Origin of the sequence: Mesorhizobium sp. C372A, assembly GCF_030323245.1 — a bacterium.
GTDB lineage: Bacteria > Pseudomonadota > Alphaproteobacteria > Rhizobiales > Rhizobiaceae > Mesorhizobium.
The window spans coordinates 2885913-2903019 of record NZ_CP100475.1; the positions used below are offsets into that span (position 1 = coordinate 2885913).

The 17107-nt window shown below is 63.5% G+C and carries 18 protein-coding genes; all 18 read right to left on the reverse strand.

Annotated features, from left to right (window positions below):
- Nucleotides 1-12: 12 nt before the first annotated feature.
- Nucleotides 13-279: a flagellar biosynthesis protein FliQ gene (gene fliQ / locus NLY42_RS13725; protein ID WP_023671896.1), complete on the reverse strand. Its 267-nt coding sequence runs from the start codon at nt 277-279 to the stop codon at nt 13-15.
- Nucleotides 280-303: 24 nt separating this feature from the next.
- The gene (flgD, locus tag NLY42_RS13730) at nt 304-711 is read right to left on the reverse strand and encodes a flagellar hook assembly protein FlgD (protein ID WP_023671895.1); all 408 of its coding nucleotides are present in this window, start codon (nt 709-711) and stop codon (nt 304-306) included.
- Nucleotides 711-1154 (reverse strand): flagellar biosynthesis repressor FlbT, encoded by a 444-nt coding sequence (flbT, locus tag NLY42_RS13735; protein WP_023755010.1) that lies wholly within the window; start codon nt 1152-1154, stop codon nt 711-713. The genes flgD and flbT overlap by 1 nt, the downstream gene beginning before the upstream one ends.
- Nucleotides 1151-1498: a flagellar biosynthesis regulator FlaF gene (gene flaF / locus NLY42_RS13740; protein WP_023671893.1), complete on the reverse strand. Its 348-nt coding sequence runs from the start codon at nt 1496-1498 to the stop codon at nt 1151-1153. The genes flbT and flaF overlap by 4 nt, the downstream gene beginning before the upstream one ends.
- Before the next feature lie 30 nt (nt 1499-1528).
- Nucleotides 1529-2572 (reverse strand): flagellar hook-associated family protein, encoded by a 1044-nt coding sequence (locus tag NLY42_RS13745; protein WP_023755009.1) that lies wholly within the window; start codon nt 2570-2572, stop codon nt 1529-1531.
- A 3-nt stretch (nt 2573-2575) separates the two neighbouring features.
- Entirely contained in the window at nt 2576-4030 is a 1455-nt protein-coding gene (gene flgK / locus NLY42_RS13750; RefSeq protein ID WP_023701067.1) for a flagellar hook-associated protein FlgK, read from the reverse strand.
- A gap of 176 nt (nt 4031-4206) precedes the next feature.
- Nucleotides 4207-5460 carry a flagellar hook protein FlgE gene (locus tag NLY42_RS13755; RefSeq protein WP_023671890.1) on the reverse strand — a complete coding sequence of 418 codons (1254 nt, stop codon included), beginning with the start codon at nt 5458-5460 and terminating at the stop codon, nt 4207-4209.
- Between the two features lie 91 nt (nt 5461-5551).
- Nucleotides 5552-6220, reverse strand: a complete 669-nt coding sequence (locus NLY42_RS13760; RefSeq protein ID WP_023683295.1) for a response regulator transcription factor — start codon at nt 6218-6220, stop codon at nt 5552-5554.
- Nucleotides 6221-6440: 220 nt separating this feature from the next.
- On the reverse strand, nt 6441-7028 hold the full coding sequence (locus tag NLY42_RS13765; protein WP_023755008.1) for a transglycosylase SLT domain-containing protein: 588 nt from the start codon (nt 7026-7028) through the stop codon (nt 6441-6443).
- Nucleotides 6961-8346, reverse strand: coding sequence for a flagellar hook-length control protein FliK (gene fliK / locus NLY42_RS13770; RefSeq protein WP_023755007.1), 1386 nt, complete (start codon nt 8344-8346; stop codon nt 6961-6963). Before fliK ends, NLY42_RS13765 begins: the two co-directional genes overlap by 68 nt.
- Nucleotides 8343-9773 (reverse strand): MotC family chemotaxis protein, encoded by a 1431-nt coding sequence (locus NLY42_RS13775; protein WP_023755006.1) that lies wholly within the window; start codon nt 9771-9773, stop codon nt 8343-8345. Before NLY42_RS13775 ends, fliK begins: the two co-directional genes overlap by 4 nt.
- Complete coding sequence (locus NLY42_RS13780) at nt 9770-11116, reverse strand: MotB family protein (RefSeq protein ID WP_023683299.1); 1347 nt, start codon at nt 11114-11116, stop codon at nt 9770-9772. The genes NLY42_RS13775 and NLY42_RS13780 overlap by 4 nt, the downstream gene beginning before the upstream one ends.
- A 31-nt stretch (nt 11117-11147) precedes the next feature.
- Nucleotides 11148-11774, reverse strand: coding sequence for a hypothetical protein (locus NLY42_RS13785; protein ID WP_023695748.1), 627 nt, complete (start codon nt 11772-11774; stop codon nt 11148-11150).
- A 3-nt stretch (nt 11775-11777) separates the two neighbouring features.
- Entirely contained in the window at nt 11778-13418 is a 1641-nt protein-coding gene (gene fliF, locus NLY42_RS13790) for a flagellar basal-body MS-ring/collar protein FliF (RefSeq protein WP_023695749.1), read from the reverse strand.
- A gap of 192 nt (nt 13419-13610) precedes the next feature.
- The gene (locus NLY42_RS13795) at nt 13611-14495 is read right to left on the reverse strand and encodes a flagellin N-terminal helical domain-containing protein (RefSeq protein ID WP_023683302.1); all 885 of its coding nucleotides are present in this window, start codon (nt 14493-14495) and stop codon (nt 13611-13613) included.
- A gap of 282 nt (nt 14496-14777) precedes the next feature.
- The gene (locus NLY42_RS13800; RefSeq protein WP_023683303.1) at nt 14778-15662 is read right to left on the reverse strand and encodes a flagellin N-terminal helical domain-containing protein; all 885 of its coding nucleotides are present in this window, start codon (nt 15660-15662) and stop codon (nt 14778-14780) included.
- Between the two features lie 210 nt (nt 15663-15872).
- The gene (gene fliP / locus NLY42_RS13805) at nt 15873-16604 is read right to left on the reverse strand and encodes a flagellar type III secretion system pore protein FliP (protein ID WP_023710973.1); all 732 of its coding nucleotides are present in this window, start codon (nt 16602-16604) and stop codon (nt 15873-15875) included.
- Nucleotides 16601-17101, reverse strand: coding sequence for a flagellar basal body-associated FliL family protein (locus NLY42_RS13810; protein ID WP_023673655.1), 501 nt, complete (start codon nt 17099-17101; stop codon nt 16601-16603). The genes fliP and NLY42_RS13810 overlap by 4 nt, the downstream gene beginning before the upstream one ends.
- Nucleotides 17102-17107: the final 6 nt, after the last annotated feature.

Consider the following 17107-nt stretch of genomic DNA (forward strand, 5'->3'; position numbering starts at 1 on the left):
TGCAAGCGCTGCCTAGAACCCGTTTTCAATGCGCTCGAAGATGACGTTGGTGAAGGCCGAGATCTGGCTGCCGATGAACGGACCGGTCAGCGCCACGACCAGCATGATGGCGACGATCTTGGGCACGAAGGTCAGGGTGATTTCCTGGATCTGGGTCAGGGCCTGGATCAGGGCGATGCCGATGCCGACCACCATGGCGACCAGCACCACCGGCGCGGAAGCAACAAGCACCGTCCATACCGCGTACTGGACGATGTCGAGTGCGTCGGCCTCGTTCATGTGAGCGCGCCTCTATGGAACTGTCTAGCTGGCCGGCTTTATCGAAACGCCCGCGCCGACCGGCACTTCGGTGCCGTTCTGCAACACGGCGATCACGCCGTTGCTTGCAAGCTTGACCGAGGCCACGACGCCGGTCGTCTTGCCGTCGGCCGAGGTGATCGAGCGGCCGATCAAGGCATCGGCCTGCGACAGCGCCGAGGACTGCATGATCTGGTCGAGCTTGGTGTTGGTCTGCACCGATTGCTCTACCTGCGAGAAGGTGGCAAGCTGGGCGACATACTGTGTCGAATCCATCGGTTTCGTCGGATCCTGGTTCTTCATCTCGGCGATCAACAGCTTCAGGAACGACTGGTAGTCGACCGCTGTCTTCGACGTCTGCTGGGTGCCCTGGTTGGCGCCCGTGGGGATCGTCGTCGTCATGTCCACATTCATCAGTATTGTGCTCCCAAGGCCAGCGGGCGCTTCGCACCCAGAACATCGTCATTGCCGCCAAGTGCGCGACGTTCGAGCGGATAAAGCGCGCGGATAGCCTTCAGCGCTTCATAGATATGGTCTTCGCCGACCATGCGGTCGATCTGCTTCAGCGCGCCACTGATCTGCTCATCCTCGAAGCTTGCCAAAAGCAAGGGCAGCGAGCGGCGGAACATGGCGCGCGCCTCGATGGCGCCGGCCGGGTTCATCAGCATCACCTGCAGGATGAAATAGAGCTGCTTGAGCGGCGTCGAGGCATCGTCGGCCTGGATGACATGGTTCTCGAGCAGGAACTGTACGTCGTTCATTAGCTCGACGGTGACCTTGCGGTCGACGCGGATGACGGCGCCGTTGATGTAGATCTTCTCGTTCGGCTTCAGCGATATCTTCAGCGTGTTGGTCATTGAATGCCGTCCCGGATGATCTGGGACACTTCGATCAGCCCTTCGAAATTGTCGGTGCGGCCCTGGCGGATGTCCTCGGCCTCGCGCAGCAGCCACAGGCCGATGGAGATGAGGTTGGCGCGCAGTTCCTTGGGCAGGACATTGTCGCTGGAACCGAGATCCTCGACGAAGGTGGTCCAGACCCGGTTGGTGAAGTGCAGCGCTTCGACCGCCTCCATCGAGGTGTGGCCGACCGCCGCCGCCGCCGCCAGCATTTCGATCGAGCGGGTCAAAAGCTGCCGCTCGCGATCTTTCGCATCGGCAACGGAGTCGGTCTGGATGTCGGCGTAGGAGAATTGGTACATCGTTTGGCTCTACCGTTGCGGTTGAGATTGTCAGGTCAGGTAGTTCAGCAGGCTCATCTGCTGCAGGCGCGCCGTCAGCGCGAAGGACGTCTCGATATGCTGCGTCAGATCCGCGACGCGGGTGGCGGCCTCGGCCGGATCGACGCCCTCCAGATCGAGGATATGGCGCTCGAACAGGTCGACCTGCGTCTTCATGCGGTCGCTCGCGTCGGAAACACGCTTCTCGGCAAGGCCGGTCTCGGCCTGCAACTGGCCGAGTCCGCCCAGCGCCTCGCCGACCATCGCCTGGGCGCGACCGACGACGGTGGTCTTCGCCGCCTGGCTGATGTTGCCGGAGAGCAGGCCGGTGACCAGGGCGGAAGCCATGGCGAGCTTGCGGATGCTGTCTTCATTGGCGCTGGCCGAGGTCTGGGTGGTTTCGCCCAGCGAAATGCGGCTGACGATCTGCTGGTCGGTGGCGTTCGACCAGTTGGCCTGCCAGCCGGCGCCCATGAACTGCGGCAAGACATTGCTGGTGATGAAGCCGTCCATCTGGGCGGCGGTGATGTTGGCGGCGAGCGGATCGGTCTGCGTGAAGCCGAAATACGACGAGAAGGAAGCGTCGAACGCCGCCTTGGCCGGCGAGCCGGCGGCGGTGAAATCGTCGATCGGCTTGACGTCGGTGTTGGTGCCGGCAAACAGATATTCGCCGTTGACGCTGGCATTGAGGATAGAGGTCATCTGCTGCACGGCGGCCTTGCCGGCTTGCTGCGTGATGGTGCTCGAGGAATTGCCGGCGGCGGTCAGTGCGGTCAGCAAATTCTGCGCAGTGTCGGAAAGCTGGCCAAGCGCAGCCTGCGTCGAGGACAGCCGAGCGGTGACCAGCGAATTGGAATCGATGATGACGTTCAACCGGTCGAGGTCGCGCGAGAAGGTGACCGCCTGCGAGGTGCGCGCGCCGAGCGCCAGACCGACATCGGCGACGGTGCCGGTCGTCGATTCCTTGGTGGCTTTGACCAGTTCGGCCTGCATGCGCATCTGCTGATAGCGCGCGGCGTTGGAGAGGGCGGCTGATGAGACAGATGTGGCTTTCATGGCTTATCCTACGGCATCGAGCAGGGCTGACAGCATGTCGTCCACGGTTTTCATCATGCGCGCCGAGGCCTGATAGGTGTGTTCGAGGTCGAGCAGCAGCGACATCTCCTGGTCGACATTGACGCCGGTGTCGTTGGACAGCGCCTCGGCGGTGCGCGATGCCAGCGCTTCCTTGGCGTCTGCATTGCTCGAGGCCTGCTGGCGCTGGCCTTCGAACCAGCCAATGGCATTGGCGGCGTAGTCGGAGACGCTGGACGTCACGGTGATGCCGGCCGCAGCGTCGAAAGGCATCGGCTTGTCGAGCTTGTCGCCATAGCCGATCAAGAGCTGCGAATAGGAGGCGTTGCCGGCGGTGTTGGCGATATACGCCGCACCATTGGCGCCGCCGTCGCGCAGCAGCACCGGATTGCCGCCGACGCTCGGGTCCATTGCGGCGTTGACCTTGATCGAGCCGGCAAGCCCGTCGATCAGCGTGCCGGCGGCCGGAATGGCGGGCGCACCCGACCAGGTGAACAGGCCGGTTCGGTCGGGCTGCGAAGGTGCTGTTTCGGCAAAGGCGGTGATGAGGCCGCGCGCCACTTCGTCGAGCTGGCTCTGCATCGTCGCCGCGACGCCGTCGCGCAAGGTGATGAGCCCGGCGAGCTTGCCGTCGGCGCTGGTGTTGCCGCCAGCCCCGGCGCTGACCGGCACATTGTCGATGTAGATGGTGTTGCCTGGTGTGCCGGCCGTGTAGCCCGCCGACGGGGTGAAACTTACCGAGCGCGGAATGGTCTCGAACAGTGTCGTGCCATCCTTGGTGGTGATGACCATGTCGTTGTCGCCCCGCGTGAAGGTTGACACCGGCACATAGTCCGCGATCTTCTTCAGCAAAGCGTCGCGCTGGTCGAGCGCGTCGGATGCGTCGGTACCCGAACGGGTTGCGGAGATGACCGCCTTGTTGGCGTCCTGGAACTGACTAAGCAGCGAGTTGAGATCGTTAACCGCCGTTGATATCTCGCCATCGGCCTGGGTGCGGAAATCCTGGATCGCGTTGGTGCCGTCGTTCAGAGCGCGCACCACCTGCTGGGCCGCGTCGATGACGCTGGAGCCGAGGTTCTGGTTGGATGGCGTAGCGGCGTAAAGCTGCAGCGCGTTCTGCAGCTTGCCGATCGCGGTCGAGGCAGAGGAGGCGTTGTCGACGCCGTTGACGGCAACGGCGAGGCGGTCAATTCCGCTGTAAAGCGTGCTCTGGCCGCTCCATGCCGATTGCGCGCTAAGGTTCTGGCGAAACAGCAGGGCGTTGGTGGCGCGCTGGATCTCGACCGAGCGGGCGCCGGGCGCGCTGCTGACGACGACCGCCGTGCGGCGGGCATAGTCGGGGTTGCTGGCGTCGGCAATATTGCGGGAAAGGACGCTGGTCTGCTTCGATGTGGTCTGAAGCGACTGTTGGGCTATGGTCAATGCGGAAGTCAGCGACATGCGGGTCTTTCACGAGGCCAGTGGGGAGGGGATGACGTCTCTGCCCTGTCGGCGGCGTCGGCGTTCGGAAACCTGCAATTCCAGACCACCCCGGCCGGTTTGCCGGTGTGGCCTTGAATTCGAAATCCGCGCACCGCGCTGCTCTGGTTTGGGTTCATCCCACTAGTGCCCGTCGTTTATCTCTTCAGGTTGACAAGGACATCCATGAGGTCGGAACCGGTCTGGAACACTTTCGAGTTAGCGGTGTAGCTGCGCTGCGCCGCGATCATGTTGGTCAATTCCTCGGCGATATCGACGTTGGAATTTTCCAACGCGCCGGAGATGATGCTACCGAGCTTGCCTTCATTGGCGAAGCCGATGCGCACGGTCCCGGAGTCGGTGGACTGTGCATAGACATTGCCCGGCAGTGCGGTGAGGTTATCGGCGCTCTGGACGTCAGCCAGCGGGATCTTGAACAGCGGCTTGGTCGAGCCGTCCTGATACTGGGCGTAAATGACTCCGTCCTCGCCGATCTGGATCTTTTCGATCGTGCTGGGCGCGTTGCCGTTGACCTTGGCTTCGGAGACTGTGAAGCCGGTGCCGAGCTGAGTCAGCTTGGACAAATCGAGGTCGAGCGACGCACCGCCCGGTACGGGGATCGTTATGCTGTCGACCGCGCCGGTTAGCTTGCCGGTGGTGGTGTCGAAGGTCAGGTTGGCCGTGGCCAGCGCGCCGCCCGTATAGGGGAAGGATGTGCCCGGCGTCGCCTGGGACTGGTCGAACACAGAGACCGACCAGGCGCCGGTGCCGGTGTTGGTGAAATAGACGTCGAGCAGCTTCTTGTTGCCGAGATTGTCGTAGGTGACCATCGAGGACTTCGACGTGTATTCGGCGGTCGGGCTGTTGGTGGAAGGCAGCGGACCGGCGGGCGGCGTGGCGCCAGCCGGCAGATTGGCGTTGAAATTGCCTGTGGTGCTGGGCGTCGCCGTCATTTCCTGGTCGGAGATCTGGACCGGAACCAGCCCTTCGAAGCCGTTGGCGGTGGCTGCCGGCGTGCCGTTGGCGTAGCTGTATGCCATCAACTGGTAGCCGGCGGCGTTGACCAGCCTGCCCTGAGCGTCGGGAACGAATGCGCCGGCGCGGGTGAGGAAAGGCGTTCCGCTGGGGTCCTGGACGACGAAGAAACCGTTGCCGTTGACCGCAAGGTCGGAAACCGAGGTCGTGTACTGCAGCACGCCCTGGGCGCTGATGGCCGAGCGGATGGTGGTGTTGACGCCGCCGGAATTATAGGCGCCGCCGACCTGCGGCATGATCAGCGTCGAAAACTCGGCCGAGGATCGCTTGTAGCCGGTGGTGTCGGAATTGGCGATGTTGTCGGCTGTCGCCGAAAGGCGGTTGGCCTGCGCGTTCATGCCGGAAACGCCGGTCCGCATCATTCCGTAAAGGCTCATCGAACGTCTCCTCAATGCCCAACATCGTTGGGCCCATCTGTGGTCGCGAGGATATAATTTCTGTCTTGCGCGAGGCTGGCGCAGACCGCCATCAGAACACCAGCCGGTAGCCAAGGAAGCGCTTGGAATCTATCGGGTCCTGGCCGAGCTTTTCGCGCAGCTTCTTGCGCAATTTGGAGATGTGGCTCTCGACCACGTTCTCCTCGACCTCTTCGTCGAAGATGCCGTAGATGGCGTTGAAGACCTGGGTCTTGGTGACCCGGCGTCCGCGGTTGCTCGCCAGATATTCGAGGATGCGGCGTTCGCGACGCGGCAGAGGCAGCGGCTGGCCATCGATCTCGGGATCGCGGCCATCCATGAAGATGCGCATGGCGCCGATCTCGGTGTAGCTGACGTCCTCATGGGCGCGGCGGCGGATGGCGGTGATGCGGGCCAGGATCTCCCGAATATGGACCGGCTTGCGGATGACGTCGTCGACACCGCTCTCGAACAGCCGCAGCGTATTCTCGAGCGAGTGCTGTTCGCTCAGCGCAATGACCGGAGCGCCGGTGCGGTCGCGGATCTGGCGTGGCGAGATGGCGCCTTCGCGGCAGTCGCCGATGAGGAAGGCTCGGACCGATCGCAAATCCGTGTCGGCGGCCGATGTCACCCACTCGCCGAATTCACCGGACGCGAAGCCTGCACAGGCGACGCCCTCACGATCGAAAAGTGAATTATAGCCTTCAGTTACGAGCTCACGCTCGTCAACGATTACAATCATCGGCCCCGCCTCCGAATCAGATCATCTGCCCCGTGGGAAGAGCCGTAACCGGTGCCGGGAATCCTGAACAACCATCATTTCTTGTAGCTATTTTCTTGGGAGTTATTTCGAGTTTCGAAATAACCGCAATCAGGAGGTTGTATCGTTGGTTGCCGAACGGGTGACGTGGCACGTCACCCGCCGGGCGTGGATTTGCAGCCGTTCGCAAGAGCTGATTCACCTAAGGGTTGCAAAAGTTGCGGGCATTCGGGGTCCATTTGCCGAAGCCGGTGGCGACCATATTGGCGATGACGCGGCAGACATAGAATTTCTGCGCGGGATCATTGTCGGGGCCGGCGTGGTAGCGGGCGACGGCCATCGACCAGCTGACATGACGCGCATGCAGGCTGGCCAGGAAGCGTGCGGCATAGTCGACATTCTGGCGCGGGTCGAGCATGTCGTCGACGCTGCGGAAATGCGCGGCGTGATAGTGATGGTTGATCTGCATGCAGCCGAGATCAATGAGTGTCTTGCCGTCGCGCCGGGCTGCTTCGAAGGTGGCCAGGGCCTCGGTGCGGTTCCTTGGAAATACCGCTTTCCCCTCTATATTCAACGCATTAGGTTGCAAGCTACCCTTCTTGCCGGTCTCGGTCAGCCCGACCGCATAGAGGATGCCGGCGGGCACGCCATAGCGGTCGGCGGCACGCAAAATCTCGGGCTCGCAAGGGTTGGTGGCGGCGGTGGCCGGCTTGGTGGCGAGGCTAGATAAACATATCGTCGCCAGCGCGCTCGCCAGCAGGCGCGCCAGCGCGGCCGAATTCCTGGGCATCGTCATTGCGGTTTCTTCCCGACTGCTGGCCGCCCGAACCCGTATTGTTGCCGCTCGAGTTTCCGGGCTGAAAAGCGGACTGGTCGCGGCCTTGCGGCATTGGATGCGAGTTCGCTGCATCGCTGCGGGCCGCTGCGTGGATCGCTATCGAGGGTTGCAGGATGGTGACCTTGTCGATATCGAAGCCGAGCCCGCGCAACGACTTCACGATGGCGTCGCTGTCGGTGGCGAGACGGCGGTAAGCCTCATGGGTTTCGGGCTTCAATTCTATCGAAAGTTGTTCTCCGGAAAGCCTGAGACTGGCGGTGACCATGCCGAGCTCTGCCGGGTGAAGCTCGATCTTCAATATATGTGTCGGAACGGCAACAGAACCGGCCGTCTGGGCGGTCGTCGACGGCGTCGAAACCGCTTGCCGCAGGCCGTTATCCGAAGCCAGCGCGTCGATAAGCGCCGAGGTCGTCTGGTTCATCGGGCTTTGCGCCGGGGCCGGGAAACTCTGCTCGGCGACAATGTCGACGCGCGCAGCGGATAGCGCCTGTTTCCCCGGTGTGGACGATGCCGCGGAACGGGCTCCATCGACGGCCTTCGCCGACGGCGCGGACCGTTTTGCCTCGGGTGCCGAAACGTCGCTTGCCGTCTGGTCCGCCGGTAGAGGAGGCGTCGGACGATCCTGATGCGGCAGTTTGCCGGACTGGAGCCCGATCGCGGGCAGCTTTTGCCCCAGATCCCGTGCTGATACGCCGGTACCGGTCTTGGCCCGTTCGGATCGCGTCGTCGTGTCGAGTCTGTCGTCAATGCCGGAAGCTGCGCGGTGTCTCTTCAGAGGCGACGTCTGTGCAGAAATGGCCTCGCCAGCGGGCGCCGGTTGTCCAGTCTGTCCATTCGTCGCGATGCCGTTCCCGCTTGTCCGGACCGTTGAGAAATGCCTGATATCGTGCAGCGCCAGCACCAATGGCAAATGATCCTGCAGCGGTCCTGCATCCGCGTCTCGTCCGGCCACTTCAGCGTCGTTGGATGGTTTGTCCGGGCCACTGTCGGCATGTTCTTTTGCGGCCTTGCCGGCAGCGGACTTCGCCACCGTCTTGCCAGACTGGGTGTGTGGGATTTCGCTTTTGCCGGGACCGGCAGGGCTGCGTTTGGCCCAATGCGGCTCGTGCGACGCGGCCTCAATTGCTCCCTGGCCTATCGGTGTCGGGGCATCGTCGTCGCCGCGCACCATGTCGCCGAAGCTTTTGTCGCCGCCCTTGGCGTTTGAGGCCGACTGCTTCGATCCGGCGTGCGCGGGAGCCGGCAGGGCCTGGCCAACACTGGTGGTCATTTCGGGGCTGCTCCAAGCATCTGGTCGATCAAATCGAGCTGGCGACGCGTCCTCGCCATGGCGGCGTCGGTGGGATCGGCTGGCTCTACGGCGGCGGGGGCCGGCGCCGATGCCGGCACGACCGGAGCCGCATCGCTGGCGGAGGCGACTGCAGGCGTTTCCGCCGCCTTTGCCTCTGGCGTGCTTGGTGCCTGCGCGGCCGGTTCACTTGCCGCCTTCGGTCGGTCGGTTGCTGCCGGTTCACTCGATGTTGTGACGGCTGGCTGTTCCGGCATCGCGCCTTCGACCGGCGGCAGCTCTGGCTCGTCGGGTTTTTCCACTGCCGCGGCCTTGACCGGCTCCTGCTTGGCCGCGGCAGGTGCGGGCTTTTCGGCAGGCAACGGCGCCGGCGGGGCGATGACTTCACCGGCCACGGCCTGCGCGGCATCGAGCAGGTCGCGGTCGCTTTGCGAAAGCTGGTTGCGATCGATCTTGTCTAGCTTGGCGCGGACCTCGCCGATGGTGCCGGACGTTACCGTGGACAGGCTGGAATAGAGCTGGGCGCGCGGATCGTTCTGATTGTGGATGCCGTCGCGGCCCCGTTCAGCCCTGGCCGAGGCAAAGGCGGAGAGATCGGCAAAGCCGTCGATCGCGGCGCGGCGGGCGATGCGCAGATAGATCACCTTCTCGCGTTCTGGATCCATCATTGCGGTGATGTCGGCGAGCTTGTCCTGGCTGATTGCCATGTGCAGCGTAATGACGCCGGAGACGAAGGCGTCGGCGAACTGGCTGGCATAGGGCGAATAGAGGTAGTCTTCGACATATTGGGTTGAGGCAAGCGCGAAACGCGCACCGTCGCCTTGCGCGGCGGCGATGCCGACCGAGCGGCGCAGCGCTGCTTCCTCGACCAGCGTGCCGGGGCTGAGCAGGCGAGCATCGTCGAGCAGCGCAAGCGCGCTGACCGGTTGCTCGGTGGCGAGAAGCGAGCCCTTGACCAGCGCCAGAAAGGCACCGACATCGGGGGGCAGGGTCATCGGATCGATCGGCTTCAGCGCCTCGATCGCAGCCGCCTGCCGGCCGTTCAGATAATCGACAATGCCCTTGGCGATGGTCAGGCTTTGCGGGTCGGTCTTGGCGCGCGACACCGCCGCCTCGACGGTGACGGGGTTGCCGCCACTCATGCCATAGACCAGCAAGGCGCGAAAATTCTTCGGGTCGCTGAAATCATCTGCGTCCGCCGCGCGCAGCCTTGTGTCGGCCATTTCGAGCAGCTTGGCCTGCATCGGCAGCGCGGCGTGATCGCCGGCGGCGATGCGGTCCTGCACAAGCTGCAGCGAGCGCACCAGCTGATAGGGCTGCAAGCCGTCCTCGGCGAAGGCCGATGGCGGATGGACAGCGCTCAGCAGCAGCAGCCCGACGGCGCGGCCGATGATCGCGGCGCGCCTCATCCGTCGGTCGCCATCAGGATTTCGATGCGGCGGTTCGCGGCCGCCATCGGGTCGGCTGCAATTTTCGGCTCGCGATCGGCGAAGCCGGCGACCTCGGTGATGCGGCGCTCGTCGACGCCGCCGCGCACCAGCATGTAATAGGCGGAATGGGCGCGCGCCGTGGACAGCCGCCAATTGTCGTAAGTGTCGCTGCGGAACGGCCGCGCGTCGGTGTGGCCGTTGATGCTGATCGTGCCTTTCTGCTCGTTGACGATGCGGCCGATCTTTTCCATCGCCAGCACCAGTTCACGCCTAGGCACAGCCGATCCGATCTCGAACATGCCGAAATCGAACTGGTCCGTGATCGAAATGACGACACCCTTGTCGGTGGCTTCGACGGAGACGCCATCATGCAATTTGTCGCCTGGCTTGAAGGCCTCGGCCAGTTCCTGCTTGACCTGCGCCGCGGCTCTAACAGTGGCGGCCGTCGGCGCTTTTTCTGCGGCTTCGGGTTTGGGTGCGGGTTGTGCTTCGGCGGCTTCGGCCTTTGCAATTTCGGCCTTCGCTGCTTCAGCCTTGGCCTCTGCTTTGGCTTCAGCCTTGGTCAGCGGCTTATCGGAAACGGATTTCGCCAGCGGCTCGAGCGGCGCCGCGGCCACTGGCGGCGCGGCCGGCACGGCCTTCACCTCCGCCACTTGCGTCTGTGCCGCCTTGTCACCCGGCTTCAGGGGATCGCCTTCGATCTTGGTGCGTTCGGCGGTGGCTTCGGCGCCTGGTGCAGCCACCTGCTGCGACCAGAAATCCGGCGCGAACGGGTCGCGGTAGGATTGGCCGCCGGATGCGCCGGTAGCCGGGCCGGACGCCTGCGCGCCGCCATCGCCCTTCTCGCTGACATTTTGCATGACGCCGGTGTCGGTGGCGATTTCCGACAGCACAGCATAGGGATCGGCAAACAGATGCTCGTCGGAAAGATCGGTCTTCGGCGCCGATTCCTTCGATTGCTTCTTGTCCGAGGTGCCGGCGCCGCCGATGCCGTCCTGTCCGGCCTTGCTGGTCTTGTCCCGCGGGTCGTCGGCCGTCAGCCCGACCTTGCTCGGGCCATCGCCGAGGTCTTCGAGGCCCTTGCGGCTGGCGTTGCGATCGACCAGCTTGACCGGATTGAAGTAGCTGGCAACGGCCGCCTTGGTCTGCTCGTTGGCGGCGTTGATCAGCCACATGACGAGGAAGAAGCACATCATGGCGGTCATGAAATCGGCAAAGGCAATCTTCCAGACGCCGCCATGGTGGGCGTCGTCGTGGTCGTCGTGATTGCGCCGCACGATGATGATCTCGTGCCTGGCGTCTGCGGCCTCGACAACGCTCATGACGTCCACTCGTTCATAATAGGGCCCCCGCTCATGATAGGGCCTCCGACAAGGCGGCCGACCATTCGGCAATGCGGGTTTCGAACACCGCCTCGTCAATGGAGACGGTAAGGTCGAAGCCGGGCGCCTCGATGAAATCGAGATTGGCCGCGCGTGGGCCGAGCGAAGCCTTCAGTGCCTCGAACAATGACAGCGGTCCGCGCACGGCGATGCGCACCGCCTCGCTGTCGCCGACGGCTTCGCGGATCGTGCCGGCAAGGGCTTCCAGCGAACGCTTCTGCAGATCGTCGCTGACAAGGCCGCCAATGATGCGCGCAATGGTGGCGCCGACGAGGTCGCTGACCTTGGCCTCCATGATCTCGATACGGGCAGTGACGACCGCGCCGAGATCGCCGCCGAAACTTTCCAGAAAGGCCTTTGCTTCATCGGCATTGGCCTGTCTCTGCGCCTCGAGCGCTGCCTGGTGGGCGATGGCAAGGCGGGCTTCAAGGGCGGCTTCGGCATCGATGACCGCTTCGGCGATCAGCGCGCCGATGTCGGCCTGCGGCGCCGACGTCTCCGGCCTTGGCTCGGCCATGGCCGCGAGCGAGGGCTGGCCGGCACGCTGGCTGCGTGCGCCGAAATCCGGCAAAAGGTCGAAAAGCGCTGCCGAGGCCATGGTCTATACCGCTGCTTCCTGGGCCGCCCATTTGCGCAGGATCTGCGCGGTGCGCTCCTCATTGATGTCCACCATGCGGGCAAGCCGCTCCTGCGGCGCCGGCCTGATCTTCTGGCGAAGATCGTCGAGTGGAGTCGGGCCGGGGCGGCTGCCGGGCAAGGCAGCCGGCGCCGGTTCGGCGCTGGCGGCTTCGGGTGTCGGCAGTGAACGCTGGACGTCGTCGAAGCTCGGACCGGCAAGTGCCGGCGTCGGCCGCGCGCTCAGCGCGGTGGCCATTGGCCTCAGGCCGAAGAAGGCGACCAGGAACACCACGACGATGAACGCGCCGGCATTGATCATCGTACCGGCATGGGTTCCGATCGACGCCATTATGCCCGGCTGCTCGACCGCCTCGCCGTCGAGCCCGTCGATGAACTCGACCGCCGAGACATCGATGATATCGCCGCGCTTGTCGTCGAAGCCGGTGGCCGAAGCCACCATCTTCTGGATGTCGGCAACGCGCTTGGCGATCTGCTCGGGCGTTGCGTCCTTGCCGAGGATGGTCATCAGCCGCTGCTGATTGACGACGACGGCGATCGACATCTTGGTAACGGAATAGCCGTTCGATACTGTGGCGATCTTCTTGGAGTTGATCTCGTAATTGGTGATCTCCTCCTTGCGGTCGTTCGCCGATGACGTCTGCGGACCATCGGTGCTGGTCGCCTGGGTCTCGGGCAGGTTCTGCTCGACGGTGGCCGGGGTCGAGGCCTGCCTCTGATTGCTGTTTTCGTTGGCGCGCACCGACTGCACGGAACGCTCGACGCGCGACTCCGGATCGAAGATTGTCTCTTCGGTCTGGCGGGTGTCGGTATTGACGTCGGCTTTGACGCTGGCGCGGAAATTGTCGGGGCCGAGATAAGGCGTCAGCGCGCGGCGGATGTTGTCGCCGATCTGCGCCTCGACGGTCTGCTCGACGCCGAGCGTGCGGGCAGCACTTGTGTTGGAGGGATCGTCGCCGGCGGCGAGAAGATTGCCGTTGGAATCGAGCACGGTAACCTTGTCGGCCGACAGGCCCGGCACGGCGGCGGCGACGAGATGGCGGATCGACATGGCGCTCTTTTCAGCATCGATGCCGGAGTAGCGGATGACCACCGAGGCGGAGGGCTGCTGTTCGTCGCGGCGGAAATTGGCGCGCTCGGACATGACGATGTGAACGCGGGCCGCCTTGATGCCGGATATCGACTGGATGGTGCGGGCGATCTCGCCTTCCAGCGCGCGCACGCGGGTGATCTGCTGCATGAAGGAGGTCAGCCCGAGCGAGCCGACATTGTCGAACAGTTCGTAGCCGGCATTGGCGCTGGTCGGCAGGCCCTTTTCGGCGAGCAGCATGCGCGCCTGCGCGGTGGTGCCGGCCGGCACCAGCACGGAGGTGCCGTCGGAGCCGACGTCGAAGCCGATGCCGGCCTCGCCGAGCACCAGGCCGATCTGGTTCACGTCGGAGCGATCGAGCCCGACATAGAGCGTCTCATAGGCAGGGCGGTTGAGATAGACCGAGCCGATGCCGATGACGGCCATCACCAATGCGGCAATGCCGGCCAGCATGGCAAGGCGCCTGACGCCAAATGCCCTGAGATTCGAGATGATGCTCTGGATCTGTTGCGGCACGATTCAAGCGCTCCCAGCATGATATTCCGTGGGAACACTAGACCGCGAAGCTTGTGCGAAGATGATAGAGCATGTCGCCCGGAAGTGCAGCGGTTCCGTGTCAACGACATGCGTCAAAACACAGCCACAAAGCGAAAGGGCCGCGCTGTCGGCGCGGCCCTTCAATTCAAGAAGGAGAAAGCCGGGTCAGGCTTACTGCTTGAACAGCGCCAGGATCGACTGCGAGTTGCCGTTGGCGATCGACAGCGACTGGATGCCGAGCTGCTGCTGGACCTGTAGGGCCTGCAGCCGCGTCGATTCCTTGTTCATGTCGGCGTCGACCAGCGCGCCGACGCCCTTGTCGATGGAGTCCGACAGGTTCGACAGGAAGCTCTTCTGGGTATCGATGCGCGACTTGGCGGCGCCGAGATAGGCAGCGCCCGTGGACAGCTTGGCAAGCGCCGTTTCAACGGCGCCAAGTGCGGTGTCGATGGCTGCCGGAAGGACCTGGGTTGTGCTGGGATCGAAGAAGGTCGTCGCCAGCAGAGCGCCGACGATGCCGCCAGTGCCAGGAAGATCGAGAACCTGCGTGTCGGCCGCCTTGACGTCGATGGTGTCGATGGCGACGGTCGTGCCGGTGCGGTTATAGGACGCGACGATCTTCAGGTCGGAGGTCGCAGCAGCGTCGTTCTGCAGCAGGTTCGAGCCGGCATAGGAGGCGTTGGTGACCGACGACTTGATCTGGTCCTGGATGGCCTTGATTTCGGTCGCGATCTTCTGCTGGTCGTCCTTGCTGGCGCTGCGTGCAGTGACCAGCTTGGCCTTGATCAGGTCGACCTGGTCCTTGATGTCGGTGATGGCGGTGTAGGCGGTGTCGACCTTGCCGGCGCCGAGGCCAAGCGCGTCCTGAACGGCCGAAAGCGCCTTGTTGTCGGACTTCATCGTGGTGGCGATCGACCAGTAGGCGGCGTTGTCGCTGGCGGTGGCGACGCGGTAGCCGGTCGAAATGCGTGACTGGGTGGTTTCAAGCTGCTTGTTGGTGTTGTTCAGGCTCTGCAGCGCGGTCAGAGCCGAAGCGTTCGTCATGATGCTAGCCAAGATATTTACCCCTTTTCAAACACTGGCGTGTCCCGAACACGCCGGATCAACTTCATCAAGGGGGTAGGCATAAGCCCATCGACCGTATGGTCTGCCCGCCATGGAATGGTTAACCATGACTACCCGGATATGGTTAACGGCCTGTTAAACCAAGCCATTCAGGGCGCTGGCCAAGAGCAAAAATCGGCAGCCATTTAGCAAGAAAATCAACAGCCGCAAAAAGAAATCGGGCCGCGCTGTTGGCGCGGCCCGACGGATGGTGTCAGTCGTAATGTCGAGAGATCAGCCGCGGAAGAGCGACAGGATCGACTGCGAGTTGCCGTTGGCGATCGACAGCGCCTGGATGCCGAGCTGCTGCTGGACCTGGAGGGCCTGCAGACGGGTCGATTCCTTATTCATGTCGGCGTCGACCAGAGCGCCGACGCCCTTGTCGATCGAGTCCGACAGGTTCGACAGGAAGCTCTTCTGGGTGTCAATGCGCGACTTGGCGGCGCCGAGCGAGGCAGCGCCGGTGGACAGCTTGGCAAGCGCGGTTTCAACAGTGCCGAGCGCGGTGTCGATGGCGGCGGGGGTAACCGCCGTGGTGCTCGGGTCGAAGAAGGCAGCGGCGAGCAGGCCGCCGACGATGCCGCCCGTGCCGGCGACATCGAGAACCTGCGTATCGGCAGCCTTGACGTCGATGGTGTCGATGGTGACGGTCGCGCCGGTACGGTTGTAAGCCGCAACGATCTTCAGGTCGGACGCAGCGGCAGCGTCGTTCTGCAGCAGGTTCGAGCCGGCGAAGTTGGCGTTGGCGACCGAGGACTTGATCTGCGCCTGGATGGCGTTGATTTCGGTCGCGATCTTCTGCTGGTCTTCCTTCGAGGCGCTACGGGCAGTGACCAGCTTGGTCTTGATCAGGTCGACCTGGTCCTTGACGTCGTTGATGGCGGTGTAGGCGGTGTCAACCTTGCCGGCGCCGAGGCCGAGGGCGTCCTGCACGGCCGAGTTGGCCTTGTTGTCGGACTTCATCGAGGTCGCGATCGACCAGTAAGCGGCGTTGTCGGAAGCGGTGGCAACGCGGTAGCCGGTCGAGATGCGGGCCTGCGTCTGCTCGAGGGATTTGTTGGTGTTGTTCAGGCTCTGCAGCGCGGTCAGCGCCGAGGCGTTCGTCATGATACTGGACATGGCTACTCGTACCTTGATTTTTACAGGGTGTTTTTGACATACCGGCTTTTCCGGTATGACGGAGCGGCATCATGCCAATGATCGTGAGACCCGATCACCCGCCATCTGCGAGCAATATGCGGGCAAGTCCCTACCAAAGGGCTAAACGGGACGGTTAACCGGAAATATATTGCATAAAATTTTAGCAAGGCGCCAAGGGCGCGCGGACGGTCAGGTGAAGGAGCGAACCAGGCTGCCGACAAGCAGGTTCCAGCCGTCGATGAGGACGAAGAACAGGATCTTGAAGGGCAGCGAAACGACGGTCGGCGGCAGCATCATCATGCCCATGGCCATGGTGATGGTGGCGACGATCAGGTCGATGACGAGGAACGGCAGCACGATCAGGAAGCCGATCTCGAAGCCGCGGCGGATTTCGGAGATCATGAAGGCCGGCACCAGGATGCGCAGGTCGACGGTGTCCCTGGCAACGACCTGGCCGCGTTCGCGGGCGAGATCGGCGAACAGGTCGAAGTCCTTGTCGCGGACATTGTGCAGCATGAAGGTGCGGAACGGGTCCGAAATCTTTTCGAACGCCTCGGTCTGGCTGATCTGGTTGTCCATCAGCGGCTTGACGCCGGTGTTCCAGGCCTGGTCGAAGGTCGGCGCCATGACGTAGAAGGTCATGAACAGCGACAGCGAGATCAGGATCAGATTGGCCGGCGTCGACTGCAGGCCGATGCCGGCGCGCAGGATCGAGAAGGCGATGACGAAGCGGGTGAAGCTCGTCACCATGATCAACAGGCCCGGCGCCACCGACAGCACGGTGAGCAGACCGAACATCTGGATGATATAGCCGACGGTGGCGCCGTCGGCCTTGCCGATGCCGCCGAGATCGAGCTGCTGGGCGGCGGCGACAGAGGTGGCGGCGACGACGATCGCGGCGGCGAGGACGAGTTTTCTCATTCGAGCAGCAATGTCCTGATCAGAACCTGTTTGGCATGGCCACCGCTGCGGATTGCGGCGCGCTCCTCGAGGTCGGCTTTCAAATGCTGGTAGCCGCTGGCGCCTTCGATCTGATGCATCTTCAGGGTGCGGACCATGGCAAGCAGGTCCTGGTGAATGCTTTCGGTAAGTTCCGGCGGCTGCGGCGCATCGTAGACCACCGACGCTTCCAGCCTTATCCAGGTGTCAGCAGGCGAAGCCAGATTGGTGGTGATCGGCGCCAGCTGGACAAGCGTCGGCCCGGTGCCGGGAGCATGTTCGGCCGCCTTGCTCGGTTGCTCGGCATTGGACTGGTTCTCCGGTGCGGCGGGCACAGGCACCGGTCCCCCGACGCCCTTGAGATAGCCGCCGGACATCCAGCCCATGCCAATCGCGGCGCCCGTCACCGCCAGCAGCATCGCAAGCTGGATGACAAGCGACGGGCCCTTTTTTTGCTGAACCTGTTCGACATTTGCCACGGCGCC

Excerpts from the sequence above, each read along its gene's own strand:
- fliQ (WP_023671896.1), bottom strand. The coding sequence starts at position 279 with ATGAACGAGGCCGACGCACTCGACATCGTCCAGTACGCGGTATGGACG.
- flgD (WP_023671895.1), bottom strand. The coding sequence starts at position 711 with ATGAATGTGGACATGACGACGACGATCCCCACGGGCGCCAACCAGGGC.
- flbT (WP_023755010.1), bottom strand. The coding sequence starts at position 1,154 with ATGACCAACACGCTGAAGATATCGCTGAAGCCGAACGAGAAGATCTAC.
- flaF (WP_023671893.1), bottom strand. The coding sequence starts at position 1,498 with ATGTACCAATTCTCCTACGCCGACATCCAGACCGACTCCGTTGCCGAT.
- NLY42_RS13745 (WP_023755009.1), bottom strand. The coding sequence starts at position 2,572 with ATGAAAGCCACATCTGTCTCATCAGCCGCCCTCTCCAACGCCGCGCGC.
- flgK (WP_023701067.1), bottom strand. The coding sequence starts at position 4,030 with ATGTCGCTGACTTCCGCATTGACCATAGCCCAACAGTCGCTTCAGACC.
- NLY42_RS13755 (WP_023671890.1), bottom strand. The coding sequence starts at position 5,460 with ATGAGCCTTTACGGAATGATGCGGACCGGCGTTTCCGGCATGAACGCG.
- NLY42_RS13760 (WP_023683295.1), bottom strand. The coding sequence starts at position 6,220 with ATGATTGTAATCGTTGACGAGCGTGAGCTCGTAACTGAAGGCTATAAT.
- NLY42_RS13765 (WP_023755008.1), bottom strand. The coding sequence starts at position 7,028 with ATGCCCAGGAATTCGGCCGCGCTGGCGCGCCTGCTGGCGAGCGCGCTG.
- fliK (WP_023755007.1), bottom strand. The coding sequence starts at position 8,346 with ATGACCACCAGTGTTGGCCAGGCCCTGCCGGCTCCCGCGCACGCCGGA.
- NLY42_RS13775 (WP_023755006.1), bottom strand. The coding sequence starts at position 9,773 with ATGAGGCGCGCCGCGATCATCGGCCGCGCCGTCGGGCTGCTGCTGCTG.
- NLY42_RS13780 (WP_023683299.1), bottom strand. The coding sequence starts at position 11,116 with ATGAGCGTTGTCGAGGCCGCAGACGCCAGGCACGAGATCATCATCGTG.
- NLY42_RS13785 (WP_023695748.1), bottom strand. The coding sequence starts at position 11,774 with ATGGCCTCGGCAGCGCTTTTCGACCTTTTGCCGGATTTCGGCGCACGC.
- NLY42_RS13800 (WP_023683303.1), bottom strand. The coding sequence starts at position 15,662 with ATGTCCAGTATCATGACGAACGCCTCGGCGCTGACCGCGCTGCAGAGC.
- fliP (WP_023710973.1), bottom strand. The coding sequence starts at position 16,604 with ATGAGAAAACTCGTCCTCGCCGCCGCGATCGTCGTCGCCGCCACCTCT.